General features: G+C 69.6%; 26 protein-coding genes. 20 read left to right on the plus strand and 6 right to left on the minus strand.

Going from position 1 to position 18,543, the window contains the following annotated elements; translation table 11 throughout:
• Nucleotides 1–65 precede the first annotated feature (65 nt).
• From ACGFYH_RS20495 to ACGFYH_RS20515, 5 genes are all read left to right on the plus strand, one after another.
• Nucleotides 66–806: a hypothetical protein gene (locus tag ACGFYH_RS20495; protein ID WP_393804557.1), complete on the plus strand. Its 741-nt coding sequence runs from the start codon at nucleotides 66–68 to the stop codon at nucleotides 804–806.
• Entirely contained in the window at nucleotides 803–1,492 is a 690-nt protein-coding gene (locus ACGFYH_RS20500) for a DUF6919 domain-containing protein (RefSeq protein WP_393804558.1), read from the plus strand. Before ACGFYH_RS20495 ends, ACGFYH_RS20500 begins: the two co-directional genes overlap by 4 nt.
• 125 nt (nucleotides 1,493–1,617) lie before the next feature.
• Entirely contained in the window at nucleotides 1,618–2,004 is a 387-nt protein-coding gene (locus ACGFYH_RS20505) for a hypothetical protein (RefSeq protein WP_393804559.1), read from the plus strand.
• Nucleotides 2,005–2,142: 138 nt separating this feature from the next.
• Complete coding sequence (locus ACGFYH_RS20510; RefSeq protein ID WP_393804560.1) at nucleotides 2,143–2,781, plus strand: hypothetical protein; 639 nt, start codon at nucleotides 2,143–2,145, stop codon at nucleotides 2,779–2,781.
• Nucleotides 2,782–2,859: 78 nt separating this feature from the next.
• Complete coding sequence (locus tag ACGFYH_RS20515) at nucleotides 2,860–3,576, plus strand: hypothetical protein (RefSeq protein ID WP_393804561.1); 717 nt, start codon at nucleotides 2,860–2,862, stop codon at nucleotides 3,574–3,576.
• 47 nt (nucleotides 3,577–3,623) lie between these two features.
• Here ACGFYH_RS20515 and ACGFYH_RS20520 read toward each other — a convergent pair whose 3' ends face one another.
• Nucleotides 3,624–4,061 (minus strand): hypothetical protein, encoded by a 438-nt coding sequence (locus ACGFYH_RS20520; protein WP_393804562.1) that lies wholly within the window; start codon nucleotides 4,059–4,061, stop codon nucleotides 3,624–3,626.
• Nucleotides 4,062–4,277: 216 nt separating this feature from the next.
• Here ACGFYH_RS20520 and ACGFYH_RS20525 point away from each other — a divergent pair, with 216 nt between their 5' ends.
• From ACGFYH_RS20525 to ACGFYH_RS20560, 8 genes are all read left to right on the plus strand, one after another.
• Nucleotides 4,278–5,489 carry a glycosyltransferase gene (locus tag ACGFYH_RS20525; protein WP_393804563.1) on the plus strand — a complete coding sequence of 404 codons (1,212 nt, stop codon included), beginning with the start codon at nucleotides 4,278–4,280 and terminating at the stop codon, nucleotides 5,487–5,489.
• A 175-nt stretch (nucleotides 5,490–5,664) separates the two neighbouring features.
• Entirely contained in the window at nucleotides 5,665–6,000 is a 336-nt protein-coding gene (locus ACGFYH_RS20530) for a hypothetical protein (RefSeq protein WP_393804564.1), read from the plus strand.
• A gap of 413 nt (nucleotides 6,001–6,413) precedes the next feature.
• On the plus strand, nucleotides 6,414–6,800 hold the full coding sequence (locus ACGFYH_RS20535) for a transposase (protein WP_393804620.1): 387 nt from the start codon (nucleotides 6,414–6,416) through the stop codon (nucleotides 6,798–6,800).
• A 32-nt stretch (nucleotides 6,801–6,832) separates the two neighbouring features.
• Nucleotides 6,833–7,687 (plus strand): hypothetical protein, encoded by an 855-nt coding sequence (locus tag ACGFYH_RS20540; RefSeq protein ID WP_393804565.1) that lies wholly within the window; start codon nucleotides 6,833–6,835, stop codon nucleotides 7,685–7,687.
• Between the two features lie 47 nt (nucleotides 7,688–7,734).
• On the plus strand, nucleotides 7,735–8,952 hold the full coding sequence (locus ACGFYH_RS20545; protein WP_393804566.1) for a hypothetical protein: 1,218 nt from the start codon (nucleotides 7,735–7,737) through the stop codon (nucleotides 8,950–8,952).
• 181 nt (nucleotides 8,953–9,133) lie between these two features.
• Entirely contained in the window at nucleotides 9,134–9,592 is a 459-nt protein-coding gene (locus tag ACGFYH_RS20550; RefSeq protein WP_393804567.1) for a hypothetical protein, read from the plus strand.
• 87 nt (nucleotides 9,593–9,679) lie between these two features.
• A complete protein-coding gene (locus tag ACGFYH_RS20555) occupies nucleotides 9,680–10,171 on the plus strand; it encodes a hypothetical protein (RefSeq protein ID WP_393804568.1) in 492 nt (163 codons plus the stop codon).
• A 13-nt stretch (nucleotides 10,172–10,184) separates the two neighbouring features.
• The gene (locus ACGFYH_RS20560; RefSeq protein ID WP_393804569.1) at nucleotides 10,185–10,340 is read left to right on the plus strand and encodes a hypothetical protein; all 156 of its coding nucleotides are present in this window, start codon (nucleotides 10,185–10,187) and stop codon (nucleotides 10,338–10,340) included.
• 14 nt (nucleotides 10,341–10,354) lie between these two features.
• Here ACGFYH_RS20560 and ACGFYH_RS20565 read toward each other — a convergent pair whose 3' ends face one another.
• Complete coding sequence (locus tag ACGFYH_RS20565; protein WP_393804570.1) at nucleotides 10,355–11,224, minus strand: hypothetical protein; 870 nt, start codon at nucleotides 11,222–11,224, stop codon at nucleotides 10,355–10,357.
• A 39-nt stretch (nucleotides 11,225–11,263) separates the two neighbouring features.
• On the minus strand, nucleotides 11,264–11,698 hold the full coding sequence (locus tag ACGFYH_RS20570; RefSeq protein ID WP_393804571.1) for a hypothetical protein: 435 nt from the start codon (nucleotides 11,696–11,698) through the stop codon (nucleotides 11,264–11,266).
• A 147-nt stretch (nucleotides 11,699–11,845) separates the two neighbouring features.
• On the opposite strand from ACGFYH_RS20570, the gene ACGFYH_RS20575 reads away from it, so the two are divergent.
• The 4 genes from ACGFYH_RS20575 (at nucleotide 11,846) to ACGFYH_RS20590 (ending at nucleotide 13,318) form a co-directional block, all read left to right on the plus strand.
• Nucleotides 11,846–12,100, plus strand: coding sequence for a hypothetical protein (locus ACGFYH_RS20575; protein ID WP_393804572.1), 255 nt, complete (start codon nucleotides 11,846–11,848; stop codon nucleotides 12,098–12,100).
• A complete protein-coding gene (locus ACGFYH_RS20580; protein ID WP_393804573.1) occupies nucleotides 12,097–12,468 on the plus strand; it encodes a fic family toxin-antitoxin system, toxin component in 372 nt (123 codons plus the stop codon). The genes ACGFYH_RS20575 and ACGFYH_RS20580 overlap by 4 nt, the downstream gene beginning before the upstream one ends.
• A 179-nt stretch (nucleotides 12,469–12,647) precedes the next feature.
• Complete coding sequence (locus ACGFYH_RS20585; RefSeq protein WP_393804574.1) at nucleotides 12,648–12,950, plus strand: hypothetical protein; 303 nt, start codon at nucleotides 12,648–12,650, stop codon at nucleotides 12,948–12,950.
• Nucleotides 12,947–13,318, plus strand: coding sequence for a type II toxin-antitoxin system death-on-curing family toxin (locus tag ACGFYH_RS20590; protein WP_393804575.1), 372 nt, complete (start codon nucleotides 12,947–12,949; stop codon nucleotides 13,316–13,318). Before ACGFYH_RS20585 ends, ACGFYH_RS20590 begins: the two co-directional genes overlap by 4 nt.
• Nucleotides 13,319–13,338: 20 nt before the next feature.
• Here the strand turns inward: ACGFYH_RS20590 and ACGFYH_RS20595 are convergent, their stop codons facing one another.
• The gene (locus tag ACGFYH_RS20595) at nucleotides 13,339–14,265 is read right to left on the minus strand and encodes a PIN domain-containing protein (RefSeq protein ID WP_393804576.1); all 927 of its coding nucleotides are present in this window, start codon (nucleotides 14,263–14,265) and stop codon (nucleotides 13,339–13,341) included.
• Between the two features lie 65 nt (nucleotides 14,266–14,330).
• On the opposite strand from ACGFYH_RS20595, the gene ACGFYH_RS20600 reads away from it, so the two are divergent.
• Nucleotides 14,331–15,062 carry a prepilin peptidase gene (locus ACGFYH_RS20600; protein WP_393804577.1) on the plus strand — a complete coding sequence of 244 codons (732 nt, stop codon included), beginning with the start codon at nucleotides 14,331–14,333 and terminating at the stop codon, nucleotides 15,060–15,062.
• A 21-nt stretch (nucleotides 15,063–15,083) separates the two neighbouring features.
• Here ACGFYH_RS20600 and ACGFYH_RS20605 read toward each other — a convergent pair whose 3' ends face one another.
• On the minus strand, nucleotides 15,084–15,758 hold the full coding sequence (locus tag ACGFYH_RS20605; protein WP_393804578.1) for an HAD family hydrolase: 675 nt from the start codon (nucleotides 15,756–15,758) through the stop codon (nucleotides 15,084–15,086).
• A 134-nt stretch (nucleotides 15,759–15,892) separates the two neighbouring features.
• On the opposite strand from ACGFYH_RS20605, the gene ACGFYH_RS20610 reads away from it, so the two are divergent.
• Together ACGFYH_RS20610 and ACGFYH_RS20615 are read left to right on the plus strand one after the other, a co-directional pair.
• Nucleotides 15,893–17,113, plus strand: a complete 1,221-nt coding sequence (locus ACGFYH_RS20610) for a helix-turn-helix domain-containing protein (protein WP_393804579.1) — start codon at nucleotides 15,893–15,895, stop codon at nucleotides 17,111–17,113.
• A 115-nt stretch (nucleotides 17,114–17,228) separates the two neighbouring features.
• Nucleotides 17,229–17,711, plus strand: coding sequence for a hypothetical protein (locus ACGFYH_RS20615; protein ID WP_393804580.1), 483 nt, complete (start codon nucleotides 17,229–17,231; stop codon nucleotides 17,709–17,711).
• Nucleotides 17,712–17,733: 22 nt separating this feature from the next.
• Here the strand turns inward: ACGFYH_RS20615 and ACGFYH_RS20620 are convergent, their stop codons facing one another.
• Nucleotides 17,734–18,498: a GntR family transcriptional regulator gene (locus tag ACGFYH_RS20620; protein WP_393804581.1), complete on the minus strand. Its 765-nt coding sequence runs from the start codon at nucleotides 18,496–18,498 to the stop codon at nucleotides 17,734–17,736.
• Between the last annotated feature and the right edge of the window lie 45 nt (nucleotides 18,499–18,543).

Here is an 18,543-nt window from a genome sequence, read left to right on the forward strand (position 1 = left end):
GATCCGGCGCCAACTGCCCCGCTGCGCAAGGGCTCCGATTCCTTCCCCTTCACGGAGGCACTCTGATGAGCACCGGAACCTCGTCGACCATGACCGGCCAGCCGGCCGTACTCACCCCGGCGGGAAGCAGCGAGCCCGCGTCGTACCGTCTGCCCCCGTGGTACGACGAGCAGCACGCCCGGGAGAACGCGACCCGCTACCTGCCCCGCACCGAGGTGGAGGAGACGATCCGCCGCTACCTGGAGGTGAAGCAGACCAGCAAGCTCCTGGGGAGCATCCCGGGCAACGAGCTCAGCACCGCGCAGTGGCACTCCTTGTGGGCCGCGGACGGCGAACTCAACGACCTGTACGCCCGGCTCGACCAGGCCTGCGCCCTGCTCTACCTGCCCGACGGATACCGGCCGTCGAACCTCGACCACCTGGCCGAGGCCTACAGGACGGGCGAGATCGTGCCCGTCCGTACGCTGCCGATGGTCGGGAACCTGCCCGTCGAGCACCACGCCTACCTCGGCGTCTCGCAGAAGCCGCTGTCGCAGGTGCCGGAGGGAGAACGCGTCGAGGCCACCGTGTCGATCGCCTCGATCCGACAGGCCGGCGGGTACGTGCGCCTGCTGCTGCAGGACGAGGCGGGGCAGACGGCGCACGCCCGGATCCGCGACGACCGCTGCGCCGTGGCCGACCAGGTCCTCGGGCGCCCGCTCCAGGCCGGCGACACGGTGCTGGTGCGCGGCTACGCGGAGCAGGAGCCGGTGCTGCCCGCCGGGACCAGGACCATCGACGTCGTCACCGTCCAGGCCGCGGCATGAGCACGGCCGCCGCCCTGAACGGGCGGGCCGTCGGCGTCAAAGAGACGATGCGCGGCAGGCTCGCCGGGCGGCGGGACGCCTGCCAGCGGCGGCGTACCGAGGCCCGGGCCTGGTATCAGGCCCGGGGCATAGGGGAGTTGGCGGCGTTAACGGCCCGGTGGCTGAGGGGCGAGATGCTGTGGACTCCCAACGGCCATGTCGGTGGACCGGACCCTGAGACGCTGCCCCTGGTCGACGTCCTCGCAGACCTCAACCTCGCCGGGATCCTCACCGAGACCAGCCAGCCCGGCGAACTGGCCGCATTCCACGGCCGGCCCTGGCGGCAGCGAGCGTACGTCACCGCGTTCGTCGCGGACCCGGCGCTCGCCCAGATGCTGGCCGCGCAGGCCGCCGCGGCCGGGCTGGTCGTACGTGCGTACCGGCCCGGCCGCCGTGTCGACGAGAACGGTGAACGCGCCGCCGTCGACGTGACGACCTGGGAGGGCCACGGTGTCATGACCGGGATGGGGGACCGGATATCGCCGCGAGCGGTACGCCGGACCTTCCCCGGCTGCGACCGCCAGGCCGTACGCGAGGTCACCCGCGCCTGGCAGGTCACGCTCATCGACCCGGAATGGGGCCGCGACACGCTGCTGTGGCCCTTCCTGGGACTGTTCATCAACTCCCGTACGGCACAGACCGGATGAACCGAAGGGACAACCCTGCTGTGGATGTCACCCCCGAGCTCCTCGACCGGGCGCGCACGGAGACCGACCGCTGCAGCCGGGATGTTCGGCTCACGCTCCTCCAACGGCGCCTGAAGGTGACGTGGTTGGTGGCGGTTGCCCTCGCCGAACACCTCGAAGCTGAGGGCAGCGTCGCCCCGGAATGGCGCGCACGGGAGAAGGAAACGGTCCTGCACCACTACGGTGATGCCGCCCTCGCCCATCAGCGCATGACCGGGCACGGCACGGTCGAAGAGGGCTGGTCCGGTCCCGCCGACATCCAGTACGGACTCGACAACTGGCTCCGGTGCGCCGCCCGGCTGGGGGCTACTGCGCAAGACCTCGACGATGCCGTCGAGGCCGTCCGCACAGCACGCCGGGCAGCACTGGCCGAGCGGGAGAACGAAGTCCGCGTCCGAGACGCCGTCCGTACGAACGTCCTCGACCAGGTCGCCGAGGCCATCGACTACGACCCCGACAGCGCCCCCTGGTAGGCGCTCCCGGCACGTCCAGACCCGGCCCCCGTCCGTGCGCCAGCCCGCGGCCGCGGGCTGAGAGCTCGGCCCGGCCGTCAGGCCGTGCGCACATCCGATCCGGAAACCGGCGAGTCACACACCGATGAGGGACGCTCCGTGGACCAGCTCACACCCGCACCTGACCTCTGCTCCACCGAAGCTGACGCCTGGACCACCTACAACGACGGCACCGAGAAGCCGCTGCTGAAGGTGGAGTTGCCGTACGAGATCGTCCGCCGGGCGGCCGCCTTCCACGAGGCCGGGCACGCCGTCGTCGCCGCGGCGTACGGGGCGCACATCACGGTGACCGGCGTCATCGACGTGCCCGCCGAGGGAGTCGAGTGGTCGCTGACCGGGCGCACCGGGGTCGACGGGCCGCCGATCCCGTTCTGGCGGTTCGCCGCCCAGTGCGCCGCCGGCGAGCGCGCGCAGGCCCGCTACCTGAAGTCCGAGGGCCTGTGGTCTGCGGACAGCGAGGCCGCGTGCGCGCACCACGACGACTTCGAGTACACCGCCGCCTCGTTCGAGAACGGCGGCCACGTCCTCACCCGTGACGGGGACCTTCCGGACGACGCCCCCTCTGGCATGTCGTGGACCACGGCGTGCCGGATGGCCGACCTGATGCTGTCGATGCTGTGGCCCCAGGTGGAAGCCGTGGCCGCCGGAATCGACGCCCACGGTCTGCTGACCGGGGACCAGGCCGCCGACCTCGCCGGCGCCACCAACCCGCCGCCCTACACCGGCGGCACCGACTGACCACATCCCGCACCACGAACCTCAGCCCGGCCGCGGCGCCGGGCCGAGAACTACACCGACGAGGAAGGGGACACCGAAGTGAGCAGCCACATCGACACGACGGCCACCGACAGCGAGGACGCCGAATGGATAGCCCGTCAGATCGGGCCCCAGCAGGTCGGCGGCCGGTACTACAACGCGTACTGGGGCCAGGAGTACGAGGTTCTCAGGATCGATGACCAGCCGGACAGCTGGGGGCCTTGGGAGATCTCAATCCGGTGGGCCGACGGCCGCGAGGACACCCACTGCACGGCGTGGGACGACGAGCGCGACCGCGTCATCGCCCAGCCGCCGGCCCCCGACGTGACGATCGTGTCCACGGGGCGTCTGCACGACGCGAAGGAGTCCGAGTACGCCGACATCCTGTCGCGCGCCACGATCGCGGTGGACCTCCGCTTCCACTTCCGGGACCCGCACATCAGTGCGGACCTGCGGGAGCTGACCGCGCACGACCAGGTGGTGCGCGACACGGTGATGGGCACCCCGGGCGTGCGCGAGCTCCTCGCGGCGACCGCGCTGCAGATCCTGGCGTACCTGGCCGGACCGTCGAAGGCTCCGGTCACCGTGGTCACCCAGTGCGCCGGCGGACGTCATCGTGCCGCGGTCACGGCCATGGCGCTGCACGCCGTCGTTGCCGGTGACGTCGAGGAGGCCGCCGCGTACGGGCTGACCGACGCGGCGAAGGCGTTCACCGAGCGGGGACTGATCGTGCAACTGGCCCACCGTGACATCGGCCGGGACGTCGTCCATCGCTGACCAGCAGCCATGCCAGGTTCGGCGCCGCTGACCTCGCCCGGTGCCGCTCAGCCGGCCTGGAGGACCTCGTTGCGCAGAGCGTGCAGCACGGTCAGGGCGTCCTGATTGTCGGCGTCGGTGAATGCGTGGATCGCCAGGAGGATGGATCCGGCGATCAGCTTCGCGGCAGCGGGGTCGTCGCCGGCGAGCGCGGCCTGATTGTGCAGGGCGTCAGTCAGGACGAAGACGATGCGGGCCGTCGGATCACTGTTGATCTCCGCGACCAGCCGGCCCGTTTCGTCGTAGTCCATGGTGGCGTCGGTGCCGAAGGCGGCGATCAGGATGCGGTGGAGCGTGTGCTGACCGTAGGCGGCCAGCAGTGCCGGCAGCGGCCGCTCTCCAGGCGCGCTCGCCAGGACCGCCAGGGCATTGTCGTCGTTTCCGACAGTGGCCTCCAGCGCAGCCAGTGCCCGCAGGTGCTCATCGCCAGTCAGCTCGATGTCCATGGCACCGCAGGGTAGGCCAACACCTCCAAGACACGGCGGTGCTCACCCCGAAACCACCCACCAGGGTCTGTAACCGGCAGCTACCGGTCAAAGTCCATTCACATGTCACGGCACGTCGGCGCGTGGCGCGGATTGATGCGCGGCGGGCGAGAGCATGCTCCGCAGCCGCTACTGTGACGACCCGTCTGATCTCCGCCAGATTTGGAGCAGCTCCAGATGAACAGCGCCCCTTTCCGTCTTGTCGTCACGGGCGGCGGGACTGGTGGCCACACGTATCCCGCGCTGACCGCCGTGCGTACTCTGCAGGCTCGGCTCTCCACCGAAGGCAGGGCGCTCGAGACTCTGTGGATCGGGACGGCTGACGGCCTGGAGGCGCGCGTGGCGCCGGCCGAGGGCATCCCGTTCACCAGTGTGGTGACCGGCAAGATCCGGCGTTCGAAGAACCCCCTCAAGCTGGCGTCGCCGGCGAACGTGCGGGATATGGCGCGGGTACCGCTTGGGGTGCTGCAGGCCCGGAAGGCGATCGAGGCTTTCCGGCCGGATGTGGTCCTCGCGACGGGCGGCTATGTGGCGGTCCCGGCCGGGCTAGCGGCGCGGATGGGCCGCCATCCCCTGGTGCTGCACGAGCAGACGGTCCGGCTGGGGCTGGCGAACCGGAAGTTGGCGGCGTCGGCGACTCGGATCTGTGTGTCTTCGGAGTCGACGCTTGAGCTGCTGTCGGAGTCGGCGCGGCAGCTCACCGTGGTGACCGGGAACCCGGTGCGGCCCGAAGTGCTGTCCGGAGACGCGGACAGGGCCGTTCAGGCACTGCAAGTGGGAGGCTTCGACCGGCAGTTGCCTAGCGTGTACGTTACTGGCGGCGCGCAGGGCTCGCAGCAGATCAATGAGCTGATCGGCGAGGTGCTGCCGTGGCTGCTCCAGCAGGCGAACGTGGTGCACCAGTGTGGCCCGACCCACGTCGACAGCCTGCAGGCGCGGGCGGCCGGGCTGCCCGCCGAGCTCGCGGGCCGCTACCACCTGGCCGGGTTCGTCGGCCCAGAGCTGCCGGATGTGCTGGCGCTCGCGGATGTGGTGATCTCCCGCAGCGGTGCGGGGACGTTGGCGGAGCTGACCGCGCTGGGCAAGCCGGCCGTGTTCGTGCCGCTGGCGTCGGCGGCGGGCAACGAGCAGGCGCACAACGCGCGGCATCTGCAGGAGGCCGGGGCTGCGGTCGCGCTCGAAGGTGCGGTGACGGCAGACCAGGTGCGGAACGCGTTGGGCCCACTCCTGGCCGATGCCCAGCTTCGGTGGGCGATGGCGGAGCGGGCCCGCGCGTACGGCCGTCCGGACGCGGCCGACAGGCTGGTGGACGAGATCCTTTCCGCAGCGTCCGGCCAGCCGCTTACTGGGCTGGCCGGCCGACGTGGAGAGCCGTCCCTGCCTCAATGAGGACGGCACACTCGTTGAACGCGGCGTCGTCCTTGCCCATCGGGTCGGGGACGTCGCGGTCGCCGAGATACAGGGCGAGTTTCGACTCGTTGGGCTGACTGCAGATCGCCCGCAGTGTGTCGAGGACCACGGCGCATCGGCTTTGACCAGTGACCGGTTCCAGGAAGGGGACTTTGTGGCAGAGGTATGGATACTCCGGAGACGGCCGAAGACCCGTGAGCGCGAGGCGTTGTCGCGGCTGGTGCGGGCCGACACCATCCGGAACCTGCTCGCGACCGAGCGCCAGGTGACGACGAGCGAGCTCGGCGCCGACGAGGCGTTCACGCTGGCAATGTCGGCGCGGGACGAGAAGCCGCTCCCGTTCGACTTCCACCTGGAGCTGCTCGCGGAGATCGCCCGCGCCCGCAAGGCCGCCGAGGACGGCGAGGACCAGGTCGTCATCGCGGAGCGCGACGAGGATGGCGCGAGCGAGTGGGTGTGGAAGACCTACATGCTGTCCGAGCTGACCTGATCCGCTGCCGGCACGACGTGCCGCAACTGTCAGCTCACACTTGAACACCGTGGTGAGCTGCGGTTGTTCACGGTGGCCGAAGAGCCCCCCCGCCCCTGACCGGCCCTGCAGTACGAGGCTCCCGGACCATCGAGGTCCGGGAGCTTCCTTGTGTGCCCGGGCACCGGTTCAACAACCGGCCCCCACCCCCGTCACCAGCCAGTGGGGCGCCGAGAAGCCACTCAAGACGATGTCCGTCCCACACCTCTTCGCCCCCGCGAGGGGCTGGTGCTTGTGCCCGTCCTCGGGCGAAAGCCCGGCCGATGGCACAGCGATGCGCCAAGTTCATGCGTAAATCGGCCAGTTGACTCCCGAACCCTTCCGTGGGTCAAAATTAGAGGTTGTCTCACGTGGTGTGATGCTCGTGCGGCATGATGTCGGTCGTGAGTGCTGATCTGTCGAAGCGGTTGGTTCCTGACGAACTCTGGTCCCTGACAGCTCCGTTGTTGCCTTCGTTCACTGCTCGCCCACAGGGCGGAGGGACGGCGCCGTGTGACGAGCGGGCCGTGTTTACGGCGGTGGTGTACGTACTGACCAGCGGATGCGCCTGGCGGCACCTGCCGCCCGGTTTCGGCACGTCACCCGCTACGGCTCATCGCCGGTTCGCCGCATGGACCAAGGCCGGCTTGTGGCGTCGGCTGCACCGGGCCGTGCTGGACGAGCTGGGAGCCAGGGGCGAGGTTGGCAGTCACTTCCTCGCCTTCCTCGGCCTGGCCGCAGCCCTCACCTGCTACAAGAAGCTCGCGAAACTCACCACGTGAGACAACCTCTTAGCCCGGTACATTTTTGTCCCATGGAAGCACGTTCCCCTAAAGAGGCGGCCCTCGCTGCGTTGCGCACCTGGCGCAGCTTCATGGACGACCGGGACCCGCTGGTCATCGCAGCCGCCAGGGCAGGCGCATCACAGGCCGAGATCATCGAAGCGAGCGCCCTGGCCAAGGGGACCGTCCGGACGATCCTCAACTTTCGCCAGGAGGACACACAGGTGACCACCATGACCACCGACCCGCTCGCCGGCCTGCATCACCCGCACTACCTGCGGACCGACCGCGAAGGCGTCTTCCGCAAGTTCGTCTTCCGGCCGTTCACCGGCGAGGAGCTGGAGCCGACCAGCGGCGACGACATCTACGCCACCCACCGCACGACCCTCGGTCCCGACCTTGCCCAGGAGCTGACCGACGAGTACCGCAACGCCCGCCGGCAGTGGCAGATCGCGCGCTTCAAGACCGCGCTGCGCCCGCTCGCCAAAGAGGCGCCGCCGCTGTGGAACGCCTACGTGACGGCCAAGACCGCCATGGAGGAGACCTTCGCGGCCTTCGACACCACGCCGGACACCATGTGGAAGTCGCAGCTCCTGAAGCTGTCCCGCGCGCACGACGCCGCCTGGGAAGCCGCGGTGAACTGGGACAGCCACGCCGAGCGCATGGCCGCCCTGGCCGACGAGCACCTCAAGGGAGTCTCGGTCACCATCGCCCTCATCCAGGAGGCCGCCGCCGAGGCCGGGGTCGACTCCAGCGACTGGAAGATCGAGTACTCCGCCGAGGTGTACCGCGACTCGTCCATGGCCGGTGTCCACGACGGTGTACGCCGCCTCATCGACCGCCACAAGACGGAGCTGAAGGCCGGCGGCATGATCCGCGCCGACTGACCCGCTCCCGTACGCAACCGCCCCATCTCTCAAGGAGGACAACGCACATGACGCACGAGGTCTTAACGGTTCCGGAGGTCACGGTCGCTCGCTACGCGGCACCGCGAGTTCGTTCCGTACCGGTGACCGAAGTGATCACGGCGAAGCCGCCGGGCGGCCGGCGCCCGGGTCACTACCAGCAGGTGCTGCTGGACACCCGCAGCGGTGAGCTGCGCTTCCACGAGATCCCGGAGGACTGGGAGCCGTGGAACCCGGCCTGGAAGTCGATCAGTGACGTACCGCGCGAGACGTACAAGCGGTGGCACCCCGGAACGTACTTCTCCGGCGTCGGACCGCACCAGTGGTTCGAGCCGGTGCCCGAGCTGCTGTCCTGGACCATCGACTCCGGCGTGGAGGAACTCCCGTACCTCGACGTCGACGCCGCCAACGCGCTGCTCCAGGAGCTGACGCCGACCGCGCAGGCCCTGCTGGACGGCCTGTTCGACGCGGGCGGTGACCTCGACTGGTCTGCCGACTCCGGCCACGCCGGCCGCAACATCACGCGCCTGTGCAGGCGGGACCGGAAGGCCGCCGGCCCCGAGGCGGACGCCCACCTGGTCGACTACGGCACGATCGTGGCCCTCTTCCCGCAGGTGTACCGGCCGAACTTGCTGCGCAGGTCGCTGGGTGAACTCTCCGAGGACTGCGAGTACATCACCCGGTACCTCGGTTCCAATGAGCACTGGCACCCGGAGGTCAACGAGGAATTCGGCGTCGCCTACCACGACGGCAGCGGCAAGGGCCACGACGTCCTGGGCGTACGCGCCTGGTACCGAAGCGTCCTCATGGCCGGTGACCCCCGCCCGCTCAAGGAGTTCCCGGACTGGGACAACGAGCACGGCCGCCTGGCCGCCGGTGACATCACGTCCACCTCCACGGACGCCGAACTCGACCGCTGGGCCGACCGCGAGGAGGAGAACGCTGCACGACAGGGCTGGCGCCTGCTGGGAGTACGGGAGGCCGCCTCCGCGCACCGGGACCACCTTCGCGACCGAGGCTGGGACCGGCTGGCGATCCTCGGTGCCGACATCGCCGAGTTGGAGAACTCGGACTCGATGGACACCGTGGAGAAGGAGCTGGAGTCGACCCGCCAGGAGCGCCGGCAGCTGGTTTCCGCCGCGATCGGCTGGGGCCGCACGGACAGCGAGATCGCCATCCGCGCCAGGGTGCCCCGGCTGACGGTGAACGAGCTCCGCGACACCGTGGACGCAGGGCAGCAGAAGTAGAGCGTGCCCGGGACTGCCGTTAACAGCCCCGGACACTGGATCATCGTCCCATCCGGAGCCCCGCCTTGTGCGGGGCTCCGGCCGTTGCCCGGATTCGTCCCCGCCCACCAGGAACAACCCGGCAGCCAGCGAACGCCCCGTCGCAGCGTGCCGTCCTTGAGCACTCGGGAGTTGAGCAGGCATGAAGGACGTCACCACCACGACCGGCACCACGGTGACCGGGAGCGCGATCGAGCAGCTGCTGTTCACCGAGAACTCCCGGACCGATGCGCGGCGCCTAGCGCACACCACGATCGCCGACCAGGCCACCTACGCGTACGACTTGGCCCACGGCCTGTCCGGCGGGGGAGAGGTTCACGCCGAGGCGCACGCGGCTGGACTGACGAACCTCTTGCACACCACGGCCCCGGCCGTCGTCGCGTTCGCCCTGCATCACCTTGGAGAACTGCTGCCGGACCTCACCGACGAGCAGTGGGCCCGCATCGACGCGGCCGCCGTCGCCCTCAGCCTCAGGGTGTGCGAGGACCTCAGCGGCGCCAACGGCACCGAACCCGTCGACGAGCAACTCCCGACAGCCTCCAGCGCCCCGGCCCTCCCTACCGGCCAACTCGGTCTATGGCCAACCGAGAGAGTTCGCTGACCACTCCTGACACGGCCCGCCGCGAGCAGCCGGGCTCAGTGAGAAGCCGTGGGAGAGATGGATCCGAGATCTTCGTAAGATCGGGGCATGTCCCTGGACCTGACGACGATCGATGCCGAGGCCTTCCCGCTGTTCACACGGCTGGGACCAAGCCTCATGCTCATGCTGCCCGTTGACCGCGATGCCGTACCCGGCCTGGACGAGGCCTACACGGAAGCATCGCTGGACTCCACCACCGGCATCCAGGACACCGGCACCGCGATCGACGCCTACTGGAAGGTGGAAGCAGACCACCTCCATGTGCTGCTCGTGCTCAAGGGGCGGACACCCAAGCCGTTTGAGCTGGCCGTACGTTTCCCCAGTAGCGCAGAGGATGAGCGGCAGTTCTTCACCGGCCTGGCCGCGCACGCCGAGACAGGCCCCGTGAGCCTGTCGATCTACCCGGACAAGGAAGATGTCGGCCGCGCGGTGCAGGCGCTCGCTGATCAGGAAGCAACCTTGTTCACCAGCCTCGGGATCGGAGTCGAATCCGAGATGCATTGCCGCACCCTGCTCCGTCTCAGCCGCTCGCCCCGGTAGCCACGCTCGACCAGTGCGCGACGCGAAGGTCTCCCGGATCGACGCGGACGCCGAAACCGAGGATCCGTTCGACCTTGTCGTCCGCCGACGCGGGCGCACCACCGGGCCCGACAGCTGGATCGAGTACGACGCGAACGTGCTCACGGTCCTCCCCAACAGGAAAGGCTGACTCACGCCTCGTAGCTAGGCCGAACCTCCGCCCGCCGTGCCCCATCCTCCGAGGAAGCCGGACAAGGCCCGGCGTTGCCGCTGCTCGCGGGACAACTGCTCGGCGAGCACCTCGCGGTCGACGTACGGCTCGACAGCGGCGAGGACCAGGCGCTGCAGTTCCTCTGGCTCCAGCGCCTCGACCTCCCACTGCACGGGATCGGCCGGGTCGAAGCCGTAGCGATCGGCGAAGGCCGGCCAGCGTGGATCGCCTTGTTTGCCCTCAGTCGCGGGCAGGGCGTACGCGAGGACCTGGTCGTAGGTGAGCAGGACCCGGGTAATGCGGCTCCAGCAGCCGGTGCGCTGAACCCAGTCGCGCTCGATGTCCTCGCCTGAGCAGTCGAAATCACCAACTACCAGGAGAACCGCGTCTCTTGGGTCGGCGGCTACGCGATCGCGTACGACATCGGCGTAGGACTGGGATCCGAAGCCGCGGACCACCAGGACGGGGATGCCGGCCTCGTCGAGCCATTCGGTCAGCTGCTGGCGCAGGGTGTCTTTCTCGGCAGCGACGTACAGGGCGTGCTCCTGGCCCTCGGTGCGGTCCAGGCGGAACCATTCGGGCATCTGCTCAACGAACGCGTCGACGTGCTGCCAGGCAGGCGGTACGTGGACGGTTCGGACGGTGTCGATGAGGTCGGGGAAGCGGCCCTCGCGGCGTGCCCGGGCCAGTTGTGCGGACAGGCGGCGGTACATGGGTGCTGTGTGCGGCAGGATTCCCTCGGAGACGAGCCGGTACATCACCTGCCTCAGCGTGACTTTCAGCGGCGCGTATCCCTCCACGATCTGTCGCGCCCGGTCCACCACGGCCGGCCACCGCACCCGCTCGCTCTTCATGCGGTACATGTACCCCACCCGCCGGCCGAGGCCTGCGGACCCGTCTGATCAGGCGCTCGCCTCAGCGACAGCTGCACGGAACTCCTGCGTCATCAGGGCCGCCGAGCCGCGCTGGACGGGAACCTCGCCCGACTCTGCCGACACCCTGGCCACCGCGGCGCTCATCCGCTCGTACCTCGCCGCGTCGACCACGGTCCGATACGCCTCGGGGACCTCGCGCCTGTCCCGAATGGCGATCATCGTGCCGAAGCGAGTGCCGATCCATCCGATCGATTCGACCTGCCAGTCGAGCTGCCGGGCCGCCCTGCGCATCGCGGCCCTGATCAGCTCGACTCCGCCGAGCCCGACGGCTTCCTCGTCGTCCAGGTTCACCTGGTAGGAGCCGCCATAACCGCCGGCCCCCTCGGGGCAGGAACGGCGCAGCAACGGGACCAGGGCCTCGGCCATGGCCATGCAGCGCGGGTCCTTCGCATAGGAAGCCATCGGCGTCATCGTAGAACCACCCCGGGCGTCACCAGACGCCGTTCTGCGGGGCGCTCACTCGAAAGCGACCACTCCGAGCGCGTCACCGGCAGGCGACGGCGATTTCGTACCCAGCTCGCGCCTGCTACCACCCTGCTACCATCAGGTGTGGCTACGAATAAGCAGACGCAGGTCCGGCTGGACGAGGGCGTACTGGAGGCCGGCAAGGCTGCCGCACGCTCCCGACGGCTCGACTTCAACAAGTACGTGGAGCGGCTCATCATCGAGGACACCACCGGCGCCCGCGCCGCCGGCATCGCGGCCGCCCAGCGGCTCATCGATGAGCACGGCACGTTCCTCGACGACCTGGAGCATCAGCTCGACGCCCCATACGCCCAGCAGCAGCCGGGCGCCGCCGCGTGATCCTGCACGTCGACGAATCCTGGATCCTCGAAGTAGCAGAACGGGCCGGGCACCGAGACCCGGCCGCCGACGACTACGGCGTACCCATCGCCGCCGTCGCCCGCCACCGCGGCGAACTCCTCGACACACCCGTCTACGACGGCACCTTCTCCCGCGCCGCCGCCCTGGTGCACACCCTGGGCCGCTGCCGCTGGCTGGAGCGCTCCAACCTCACCGTCGCCTGCGCTGTCGCCGTCATGTATCTCGAGGCCAGCAACATTCCCGTCAACCCCACCCGCGAACAGCTCACCGCGCTCGCCCACGAGCTGAACAACCCCCGCTGCACCGTCGACCGGATCGCCTCCTTCCTGCGCACCTGGAAACCCTGACCCCGACCGGGCGTTGATCGATTTCTGGACGCGCCAGGTAAGTGGGCCGGGGGTGTCGACGATCACCTGGTACGTTCGCTGAAGACTTGAAGGGGCACCCGCCGTCCAACGGCCGCTGCCCCTCTCTTCTTGCCCGAACGCCTTCGGCGGGAGCCGGACCCGCTGGTACCGTCGCTCGTATGGACCAGAACGGATCCCCGGTGCCGCCCTTCGAGCCGGAGGAGTACGCGCGCGTCGCGGCGGCCGCCGACATCGTCGGCAAGTCCCCCCAGGACTTCGTCCGCGACGCGGCGCTCAAGGCTGCCGACGACCCGTTCCTCAAGGCCCTCGGCCGGACCCGCGACCGCGTCCCGCAGCTCGCCGAGATCTTCGCCACCCAGGACACCCGCCAAGCCGACACCAGTACGGCCGCGTGGCCTGACCCCGCGCCCATGGGCAGCCGCGAACTGCACGAGTCCCAGCGGCACGGTCACGCCGCGTGACCCGGTTCCTCACCCCGCAAGAGCTCCTTCAGATCGCGCAGACTCTCCCGGGCGACCCGGCCTGTCTCGACCTGGGCGTGCTGGACGCCGCCTGCGCCCGGGTCCAGGCCCACTACATGGACCGCGACGTGTACGCGAGCGACTGGCTCAAGGCCGCCGCCCTGATGGAGTCCATAGCGCTGTTCGAACCGTTGGAGGCGAAGAACGAGTTCTTCGCCTGGCTGGTCGCCGAGACATTCCTCAACACCAACGGCGTCACGCTTGACTACGAGCCGGAGGAAGCCCTCGCACTCGTCATGCGCGCCAAGCACAAGGGCGCCCGCGTCCAGGAGCTCGCCGCACAGCTGCGCGCCTGGTCCACCGGTTGACGCGCCGGTCGGCCCCGGGGTTATCCGTCCCCGTCGGCAGGCACCTCGAAGGTGATGGCCTGCTCGTTGGCCGCCTTCTCCGCCGCGCTCAGCCGCTCGATCTTGTACTTCTCGTCCAGAACCTTGGCCTTCAGCCCCCAGGACAGCGCGCGAGCCCGCATCCCGTTGTCCCCGGTGACCACTGTGACCGGGGCCGGCGCGATGGCCTGCTGTAGATAGCAGGCGCGCGCGACGATCTCATCGTCGTTGTTCGGCAGCCGCACGTGCCCGGGCTCGTCCAGGAGGACGTCAACGACGGTGTCCTCGTTCACCACCGCGTGGCCTTCGGCCTCGATCTGGGCCAGAGTCTGCTCCAGGAGCGCGAAGACGGCGCGCGCCCGTTTCCGGACGCCGGTGTCGCGGGTGTCGTACGACTTCTTGTCGATCTCGTCGATCACAACGTGTGGGATCATCACGGACGTGCCGGGGCCGAAGAGCCGCTGCCACGGAATCTTGTCGAAGCGCATGTAGTGCAGCAGGTCGTTGGTGTCCAACACCACCGTCCGCACCCCGTGGCGGGTGAACCGCTCCTGCATCCGGCGCAGTTCATTGGCCAGCTCCATGAAGTACGTACGCACTTCCTGCAGTTCGGTGTTGAGTAGGAACGTCCACCGGTCCGGTGTGAACTGGCCGTGCACGATCGCGTTGTAGCGCTCGCCCCGCAGCCGGGCGGCCACCGACCGGTCGACGAAGGCCTCCAGCAGATCGGTCACGGCCTGGAGCGTCCACCGGTCGTACTGGCCCACCACCCTGTTGGCGGCCTGCTCCCAGTTCTCGGTCACGCCGTCCGCGGTGCGGGCGATGAAATGGTGGGGTGCGGCGTTCTGGAGGTCGGTGAGCCCCTGGTCGGTCAGGCGGTCCAGCAGCGCGATTGCATCAGAGCAGGTCGTTCCGGGCCTCAACAGCATGCACGTGCTCCTTACGGTACGGGCTGTCCGGAACACCGGACGGAGCTGAGCCTAGGCTTCGTCCGGTGGAGACGTTCTGGATCACCGCGGCCGCGGTCCTATGGGGTGCTGGCACGGGCCTGCTCATACCGCGCGCTGCGTACCGGCTCTCCGTGCCGCCCGAAGAGCCGCGGCGGACAGCCTGTCCTGCGGGACACTCCTTCGCCGGTGTCGGCAACGGATGGATCGGGCGGGCCCGCTGCCGTGACGGCGACTCGTACGGTCCCAGCACGCCACTCCTCTCCGCCCTCACGGCCACGGTCAGCGCTGTCCTGGCGGCCGCCACCGGCGCTCGCCCCGAACTCGTCGTCTGGCTGCTGCTCGCCCCGATCGGCCTGTTGCTCGCCACCGTGGACTTCACGGTGGAGCGGCTGCCCGACATCGTCACCCTGCCGCTCGCCGTGATCACGCTGACCGGGCTGGGCGTGGCGGCGCTGCTAACCGGTGCCGACGGCAGCTGGAAGACCGCGCTGCTCGGCTCCCTCGCGCTCAGCGCTTTCTATCTCGTACTTTTCTTGATCAACCCACCGAGCTTCGGCTTCGGCGACGTGAAACTCGGCCTCACCGTCGGGGCCGTGACCGGCTGGTACGGGTGGGGCATCGTCATCGCCGGCACCTTTGCGGGGTTCCTGCTCTTCGCGCTGTACGGCCTCAGCCTCATCGTCGCGCGCCGTGCCGACCGCAAGACGGCCCAGCCGCTCGGACCTTTTCTCCTCGCAGGAGCCTGCGTCGGCGTGCTGCTCGGCTCCGTCGTCTGACCGAGGCGACGTCACATTTGGTCAGGCGCCGTTGCGGACGAGCTTGACCAACAGTTCGGCATCCCGCAGATCGGGGAGGACTACCTCTGCGCCGGCGTCGCGGAGCGCGGCTTCGTCGCTTCGGCCGGTGGCTACGGCGATCACGCGCACCCCGTTGGCGTGGGCGCCCTCGATGTCCGCCGGGGTGTCACCGATCAGCACGGCGGCGTCCGCGGTCGTGTGCGCGCGTTGGAGGGACAGCCGGACGAGGGCGGCGCGCACGTCGTGGTCCTCCCCGTAGGCGCCCAACTCCCACAAGATCGGGGTGTCGAGACCGAAGACCTGCAGCTTGAGTTCGGCGACGGCTCGGATGTTCCCCGAGACCACGGTCTGCCGTACGCCCGCAGTGGCGAGCGCGTCGAGGGCCGCGGCCGCGCCCGGCAGCGCATGGCCGCGTTCCCGGAGCTCGGCGGCGCGGTCCAGGTGCGCGGCGGTGAGGGCGCGAGCGAACCGCTCGAAGTCCGCACGGTCCGTGGCCAGGTCGTGGAGTTTCGCCGTCTCACGGAAGATCACCGGCTCGGTGATGCCGTCGATCCGTGCCTGCTGACGCATGGGCTGCCCGGTGGCCTTCAAGAACGCGGCGGCCGACAGCTCACGGCCCACACCGCGCGTGTCGATCAGGGTGTGGTCGACGTCCCACAGGACCAGCCCAGCCATTCAGAGCCTCCTCAACTACCCAGCCGTCACTGGGCACAGCGTGTCACTCGAACGTGGGCGGACTGTAGGCGCGGGCCCGGTCTCAGCCTCTACGCTGACGGAACGAGCGCGGTCGGGGAAGGGGGCGACGGGATATGACGTCGACTCCACCGCACCTGCCCGTGGGCCGCACGATTCGCCGCTACCGGCAAGAAAAGGGTGACCGGCCGGTCGCCGCGGTCGCCGGCCTGTGCGGCATCAGCCCGCGCTACCTGCACATGATCGAGGACGGAACGAAGGTCCCGTCCGTTGACGTCCTGGACCGGATCGCTGCCGTGCTGGGCGTGCCCGTGGCCGCGCTGTTGTCCGAGGAGCCGGTCGAGGAACCCGTGGTGCCCGTCAGCGTGGCCCCGGCGGTCGCCCGGGCTCTACTGGGCCACACCCGGTCACCGGTGCCTGGACTGGCTGATCCGGCGCAACTGCGGGAACGCGTCGAGCGGGCATGGCACTCCTGGCAGGCCTCGAAGGACCGGTTCACTCAGGCGGCCAGTCACCTGCCAGCCCTGATCTGGGACGTGGAGGACGCGGTACGACGCCACCGTCACGGCAGCGATTCCCAGGCGCGGCGCGAGGTGCTGCGGGTGGCCGCCGATCTGTACGGACTGCTGCGCTCGTACTGCCGCCGGGTCGGCCGTCTGGACCTGGCCCTTATGGTCGCCGACCGGGCCAAGCACGCGGCCGAGGAGGCCGACGACCCCGTACGTCGGGCCGCCGCAGCCTGGAACCTGGGGCACGTCCTGCTGTCCCACAACTCACCGGACACGGTGGAGGAAGCCAAGGAGGTCGCGCTCCTGGCCGCCGAGCAACTGCGCACCGTTCCGTCAACTCCCGCCTCCCAGGCTGTCGAAGGAGCTCTTGAGCTCGTCGCCGTCGTCTCCGACGCCCGGCGCCGCAGTTGGAGGGAAGCCCGCCGACGCCTGGAGCAGCAGGCCCTCCCGCTTGCTCGGAAGGCGGGGGAGGGCAACGTCCAGTGGACGGTGTTCGGCCCCACCAACGTGGAGCTGCACGCGATGAGCATCGAGATGCTCGCCGGCGAGGCGACCGAAGGGCTGCGTCTGGCCGACCAGGTCGACATCAGCCGATTGCCCAGCTTGGAGAGGCAGTTCACGTTCGGACTCGAGGTGGCCCGCTGCTACGACCTGCGCCGTGACGACGCCGCCGTCCTGGTGCACCTGCTCAGCCTGGAAGACCTCGCTCCCGAGGACCTCTGCCGCAGCCCCCTGGCCCGGGACATGGTCCAAGACCTGCAGCAGCGAGTACGCCCTACCTTCCGCCGCAAGGTCGACGCTCTCGCCGGGCGCCTCCAGTTCTCCTGAGCACGCCTCCTCCCCTCCATGAGGGGGAACTCACGGTTCTGCGAACTCTCAGTTCACCCAACTCTCCTTGTCCGGCTCTACCTTCACGCGAACCGCGGGTGGAGGAGGAAGCCGTATGGCCGGCGACAGGACGGTTCGGGCGATCGTGCAGGGCACGCCTGCAGTCGACGAGGAGGACGTCGACGTCATCACGGTCTGCCGGTTCCTCGCGCTCCAGGCGCTGGAAAAGCTCACTGCCCCGGGGGCGGTCACCGTGGACCCGCTTCCGGCATCCCCCTCCTTGTCCTTCCTCGTGCCTCCGGGCGCCGCCCTCGGCTGGCGGCTGCCCCACACCACCGCCTGCGGATCCTCGGTACAAGTGGCGTTACCCCCGGACGACAAGGAGGCGCCGCCTGGGCCGTACTGGCTGATTAGTCGATCGCAGGGTCTGACGTCGGCGGCCTCGTTGCACGCGGCGCTGGAGGCCGTGGCACGGCGGTGGCCCGTGCGGGAGCCGGGACCTGCCGCCGTGGTGGGTGAGCTGTGGGTTCCGAGCCGGGTGCGCACTGCGCGTCCGGGGAAGGCACGGGACGGCGTTACCCGTGGCGGGGGCCGGTGAGAGCGTGGCGATCCGTACGGCGCTACCGAGCGTCGACCGCGAACTCGTAGGCGACTTCCCAGCGGGCGTCCGGGATGGTGATGTCGGCGGTCTCCACCGCGCGGCCGTCGCCGTCGAAGTAGGTGCGCTCGATGACGAGGACCTGGTCCCCGCGGCTGATGCCGAGCAGGTTGGCGTGCTCCTGGGTGGCCCGGGCGGGGCGGGGGACTTCCAGCGCCGTGACGATGTCGATGCCGATGGAGCGCATCCGCTCGACGACGCCCATGCCGGCGAACGGGCCCAACTCGGGCAGCACGATGGGGGTGTCACCCGTGATCGACATCGGTTCCCAGGACACGGAGAGCTGGGCGGGCTGGGTGTCGGCGAGGAACTCGTAACTCGTGCGGACGCACAGGGCGCCGGGCTCGATGCCCAGTCGCTGGGCGATGGGGTGCGGAGCGGGCGTGCGGGCTTCGGAGTGCGCCTCCCAGGTGCCGGTGCGGCCGAGTTCGGCCATGTCCGCGCGGAACGGACTGCCGCCGCGGCGCTCCCGGTGCCGGGAGCGGATCATGCGGCGTCGTTCGCGGGGCTCGGTGACGTAGGTTCCGGATCCGATGCGGCCCTGCAGCCGGCCTTCAGCGATCAGGCGCTCCTGGGCCTTCTGCATGACGTTGGGGCCAACGCCGTACTCCTCGGCGAGCTGGGCGCGGGAGGGGAGCCGCTCTCCAACGCTCCACTCGTTGCTGTCGAGTCGGCGGCGCAGGTCGTTGGCGACCACCTCATGCTGCGGCGGCTCGTCTTGGCCCATGCAAGCACTCCGTACTGGTCAGCGGCTCCCGGATCGCCGGGTTCG

This window comes from Streptomyces sp. NPDC048392 (genome assembly GCF_043200575.1).
GTDB lineage: Bacteria > Actinomycetota > Actinomycetes > Streptomycetales > Streptomycetaceae > Streptomyces.

What these genes read in the sequence shown, in the direction of transcription:
- ACGFYH_RS20495 (WP_393804557.1), top strand. Translation starts at nt 66, where the DNA reads ATGAGCACCGGAACCTCGTCGACCATGACCGGCCAGCCGGCCGTACTC.
- ACGFYH_RS20500 (WP_393804558.1), top strand. Translation starts at nt 803, where the DNA reads ATGAGCACGGCCGCCGCCCTGAACGGGCGGGCCGTCGGCGTCAAAGAG.
- ACGFYH_RS20520 (WP_393804562.1), bottom strand. Translation starts at nt 4,061, where the DNA reads ATGGACATCGAGCTGACTGGCGATGAGCACCTGCGGGCACTGGCTGCG.
- ACGFYH_RS20525 (WP_393804563.1), top strand. Translation starts at nt 4,278, where the DNA reads ATGAACAGCGCCCCTTTCCGTCTTGTCGTCACGGGCGGCGGGACTGGT.
- ACGFYH_RS20535 (WP_393804620.1), top strand. Translation starts at nt 6,414, where the DNA reads ATGTCGGTCGTGAGTGCTGATCTGTCGAAGCGGTTGGTTCCTGACGAA.
- ACGFYH_RS20540 (WP_393804565.1), top strand. Translation starts at nt 6,833, where the DNA reads ATGGAAGCACGTTCCCCTAAAGAGGCGGCCCTCGCTGCGTTGCGCACC.
- ACGFYH_RS20545 (WP_393804566.1), top strand. Translation starts at nt 7,735, where the DNA reads ATGACGCACGAGGTCTTAACGGTTCCGGAGGTCACGGTCGCTCGCTAC.
- ACGFYH_RS20550 (WP_393804567.1), top strand. Translation starts at nt 9,134, where the DNA reads ATGAAGGACGTCACCACCACGACCGGCACCACGGTGACCGGGAGCGCG.
- ACGFYH_RS20555 (WP_393804568.1), top strand. Translation starts at nt 9,680, where the DNA reads ATGTCCCTGGACCTGACGACGATCGATGCCGAGGCCTTCCCGCTGTTC.
- ACGFYH_RS20565 (WP_393804570.1), bottom strand. Translation starts at nt 11,224, where the DNA reads ATGTACCGCATGAAGAGCGAGCGGGTGCGGTGGCCGGCCGTGGTGGAC.
- ACGFYH_RS20570 (WP_393804571.1), bottom strand. Translation starts at nt 11,698, where the DNA reads ATGGCTTCCTATGCGAAGGACCCGCGCTGCATGGCCATGGCCGAGGCC.
- ACGFYH_RS20585 (WP_393804574.1), top strand. Translation starts at nt 12,648, where the DNA reads ATGGACCAGAACGGATCCCCGGTGCCGCCCTTCGAGCCGGAGGAGTAC.
- ACGFYH_RS20595 (WP_393804576.1), bottom strand. Translation starts at nt 14,265, where the DNA reads ATGCTGTTGAGGCCCGGAACGACCTGCTCTGATGCAATCGCGCTGCTG.
- ACGFYH_RS20605 (WP_393804578.1), bottom strand. Translation starts at nt 15,758, where the DNA reads ATGGCTGGGCTGGTCCTGTGGGACGTCGACCACACCCTGATCGACACG.
- ACGFYH_RS20610 (WP_393804579.1), top strand. Translation starts at nt 15,893, where the DNA reads ATGACGTCGACTCCACCGCACCTGCCCGTGGGCCGCACGATTCGCCGC.
- ACGFYH_RS20615 (WP_393804580.1), top strand. Translation starts at nt 17,229, where the DNA reads ATGGCCGGCGACAGGACGGTTCGGGCGATCGTGCAGGGCACGCCTGCA.
- ACGFYH_RS20620 (WP_393804581.1), bottom strand. Translation starts at nt 18,498, where the DNA reads ATGGGCCAAGACGAGCCGCCGCAGCATGAGGTGGTCGCCAACGACCTG.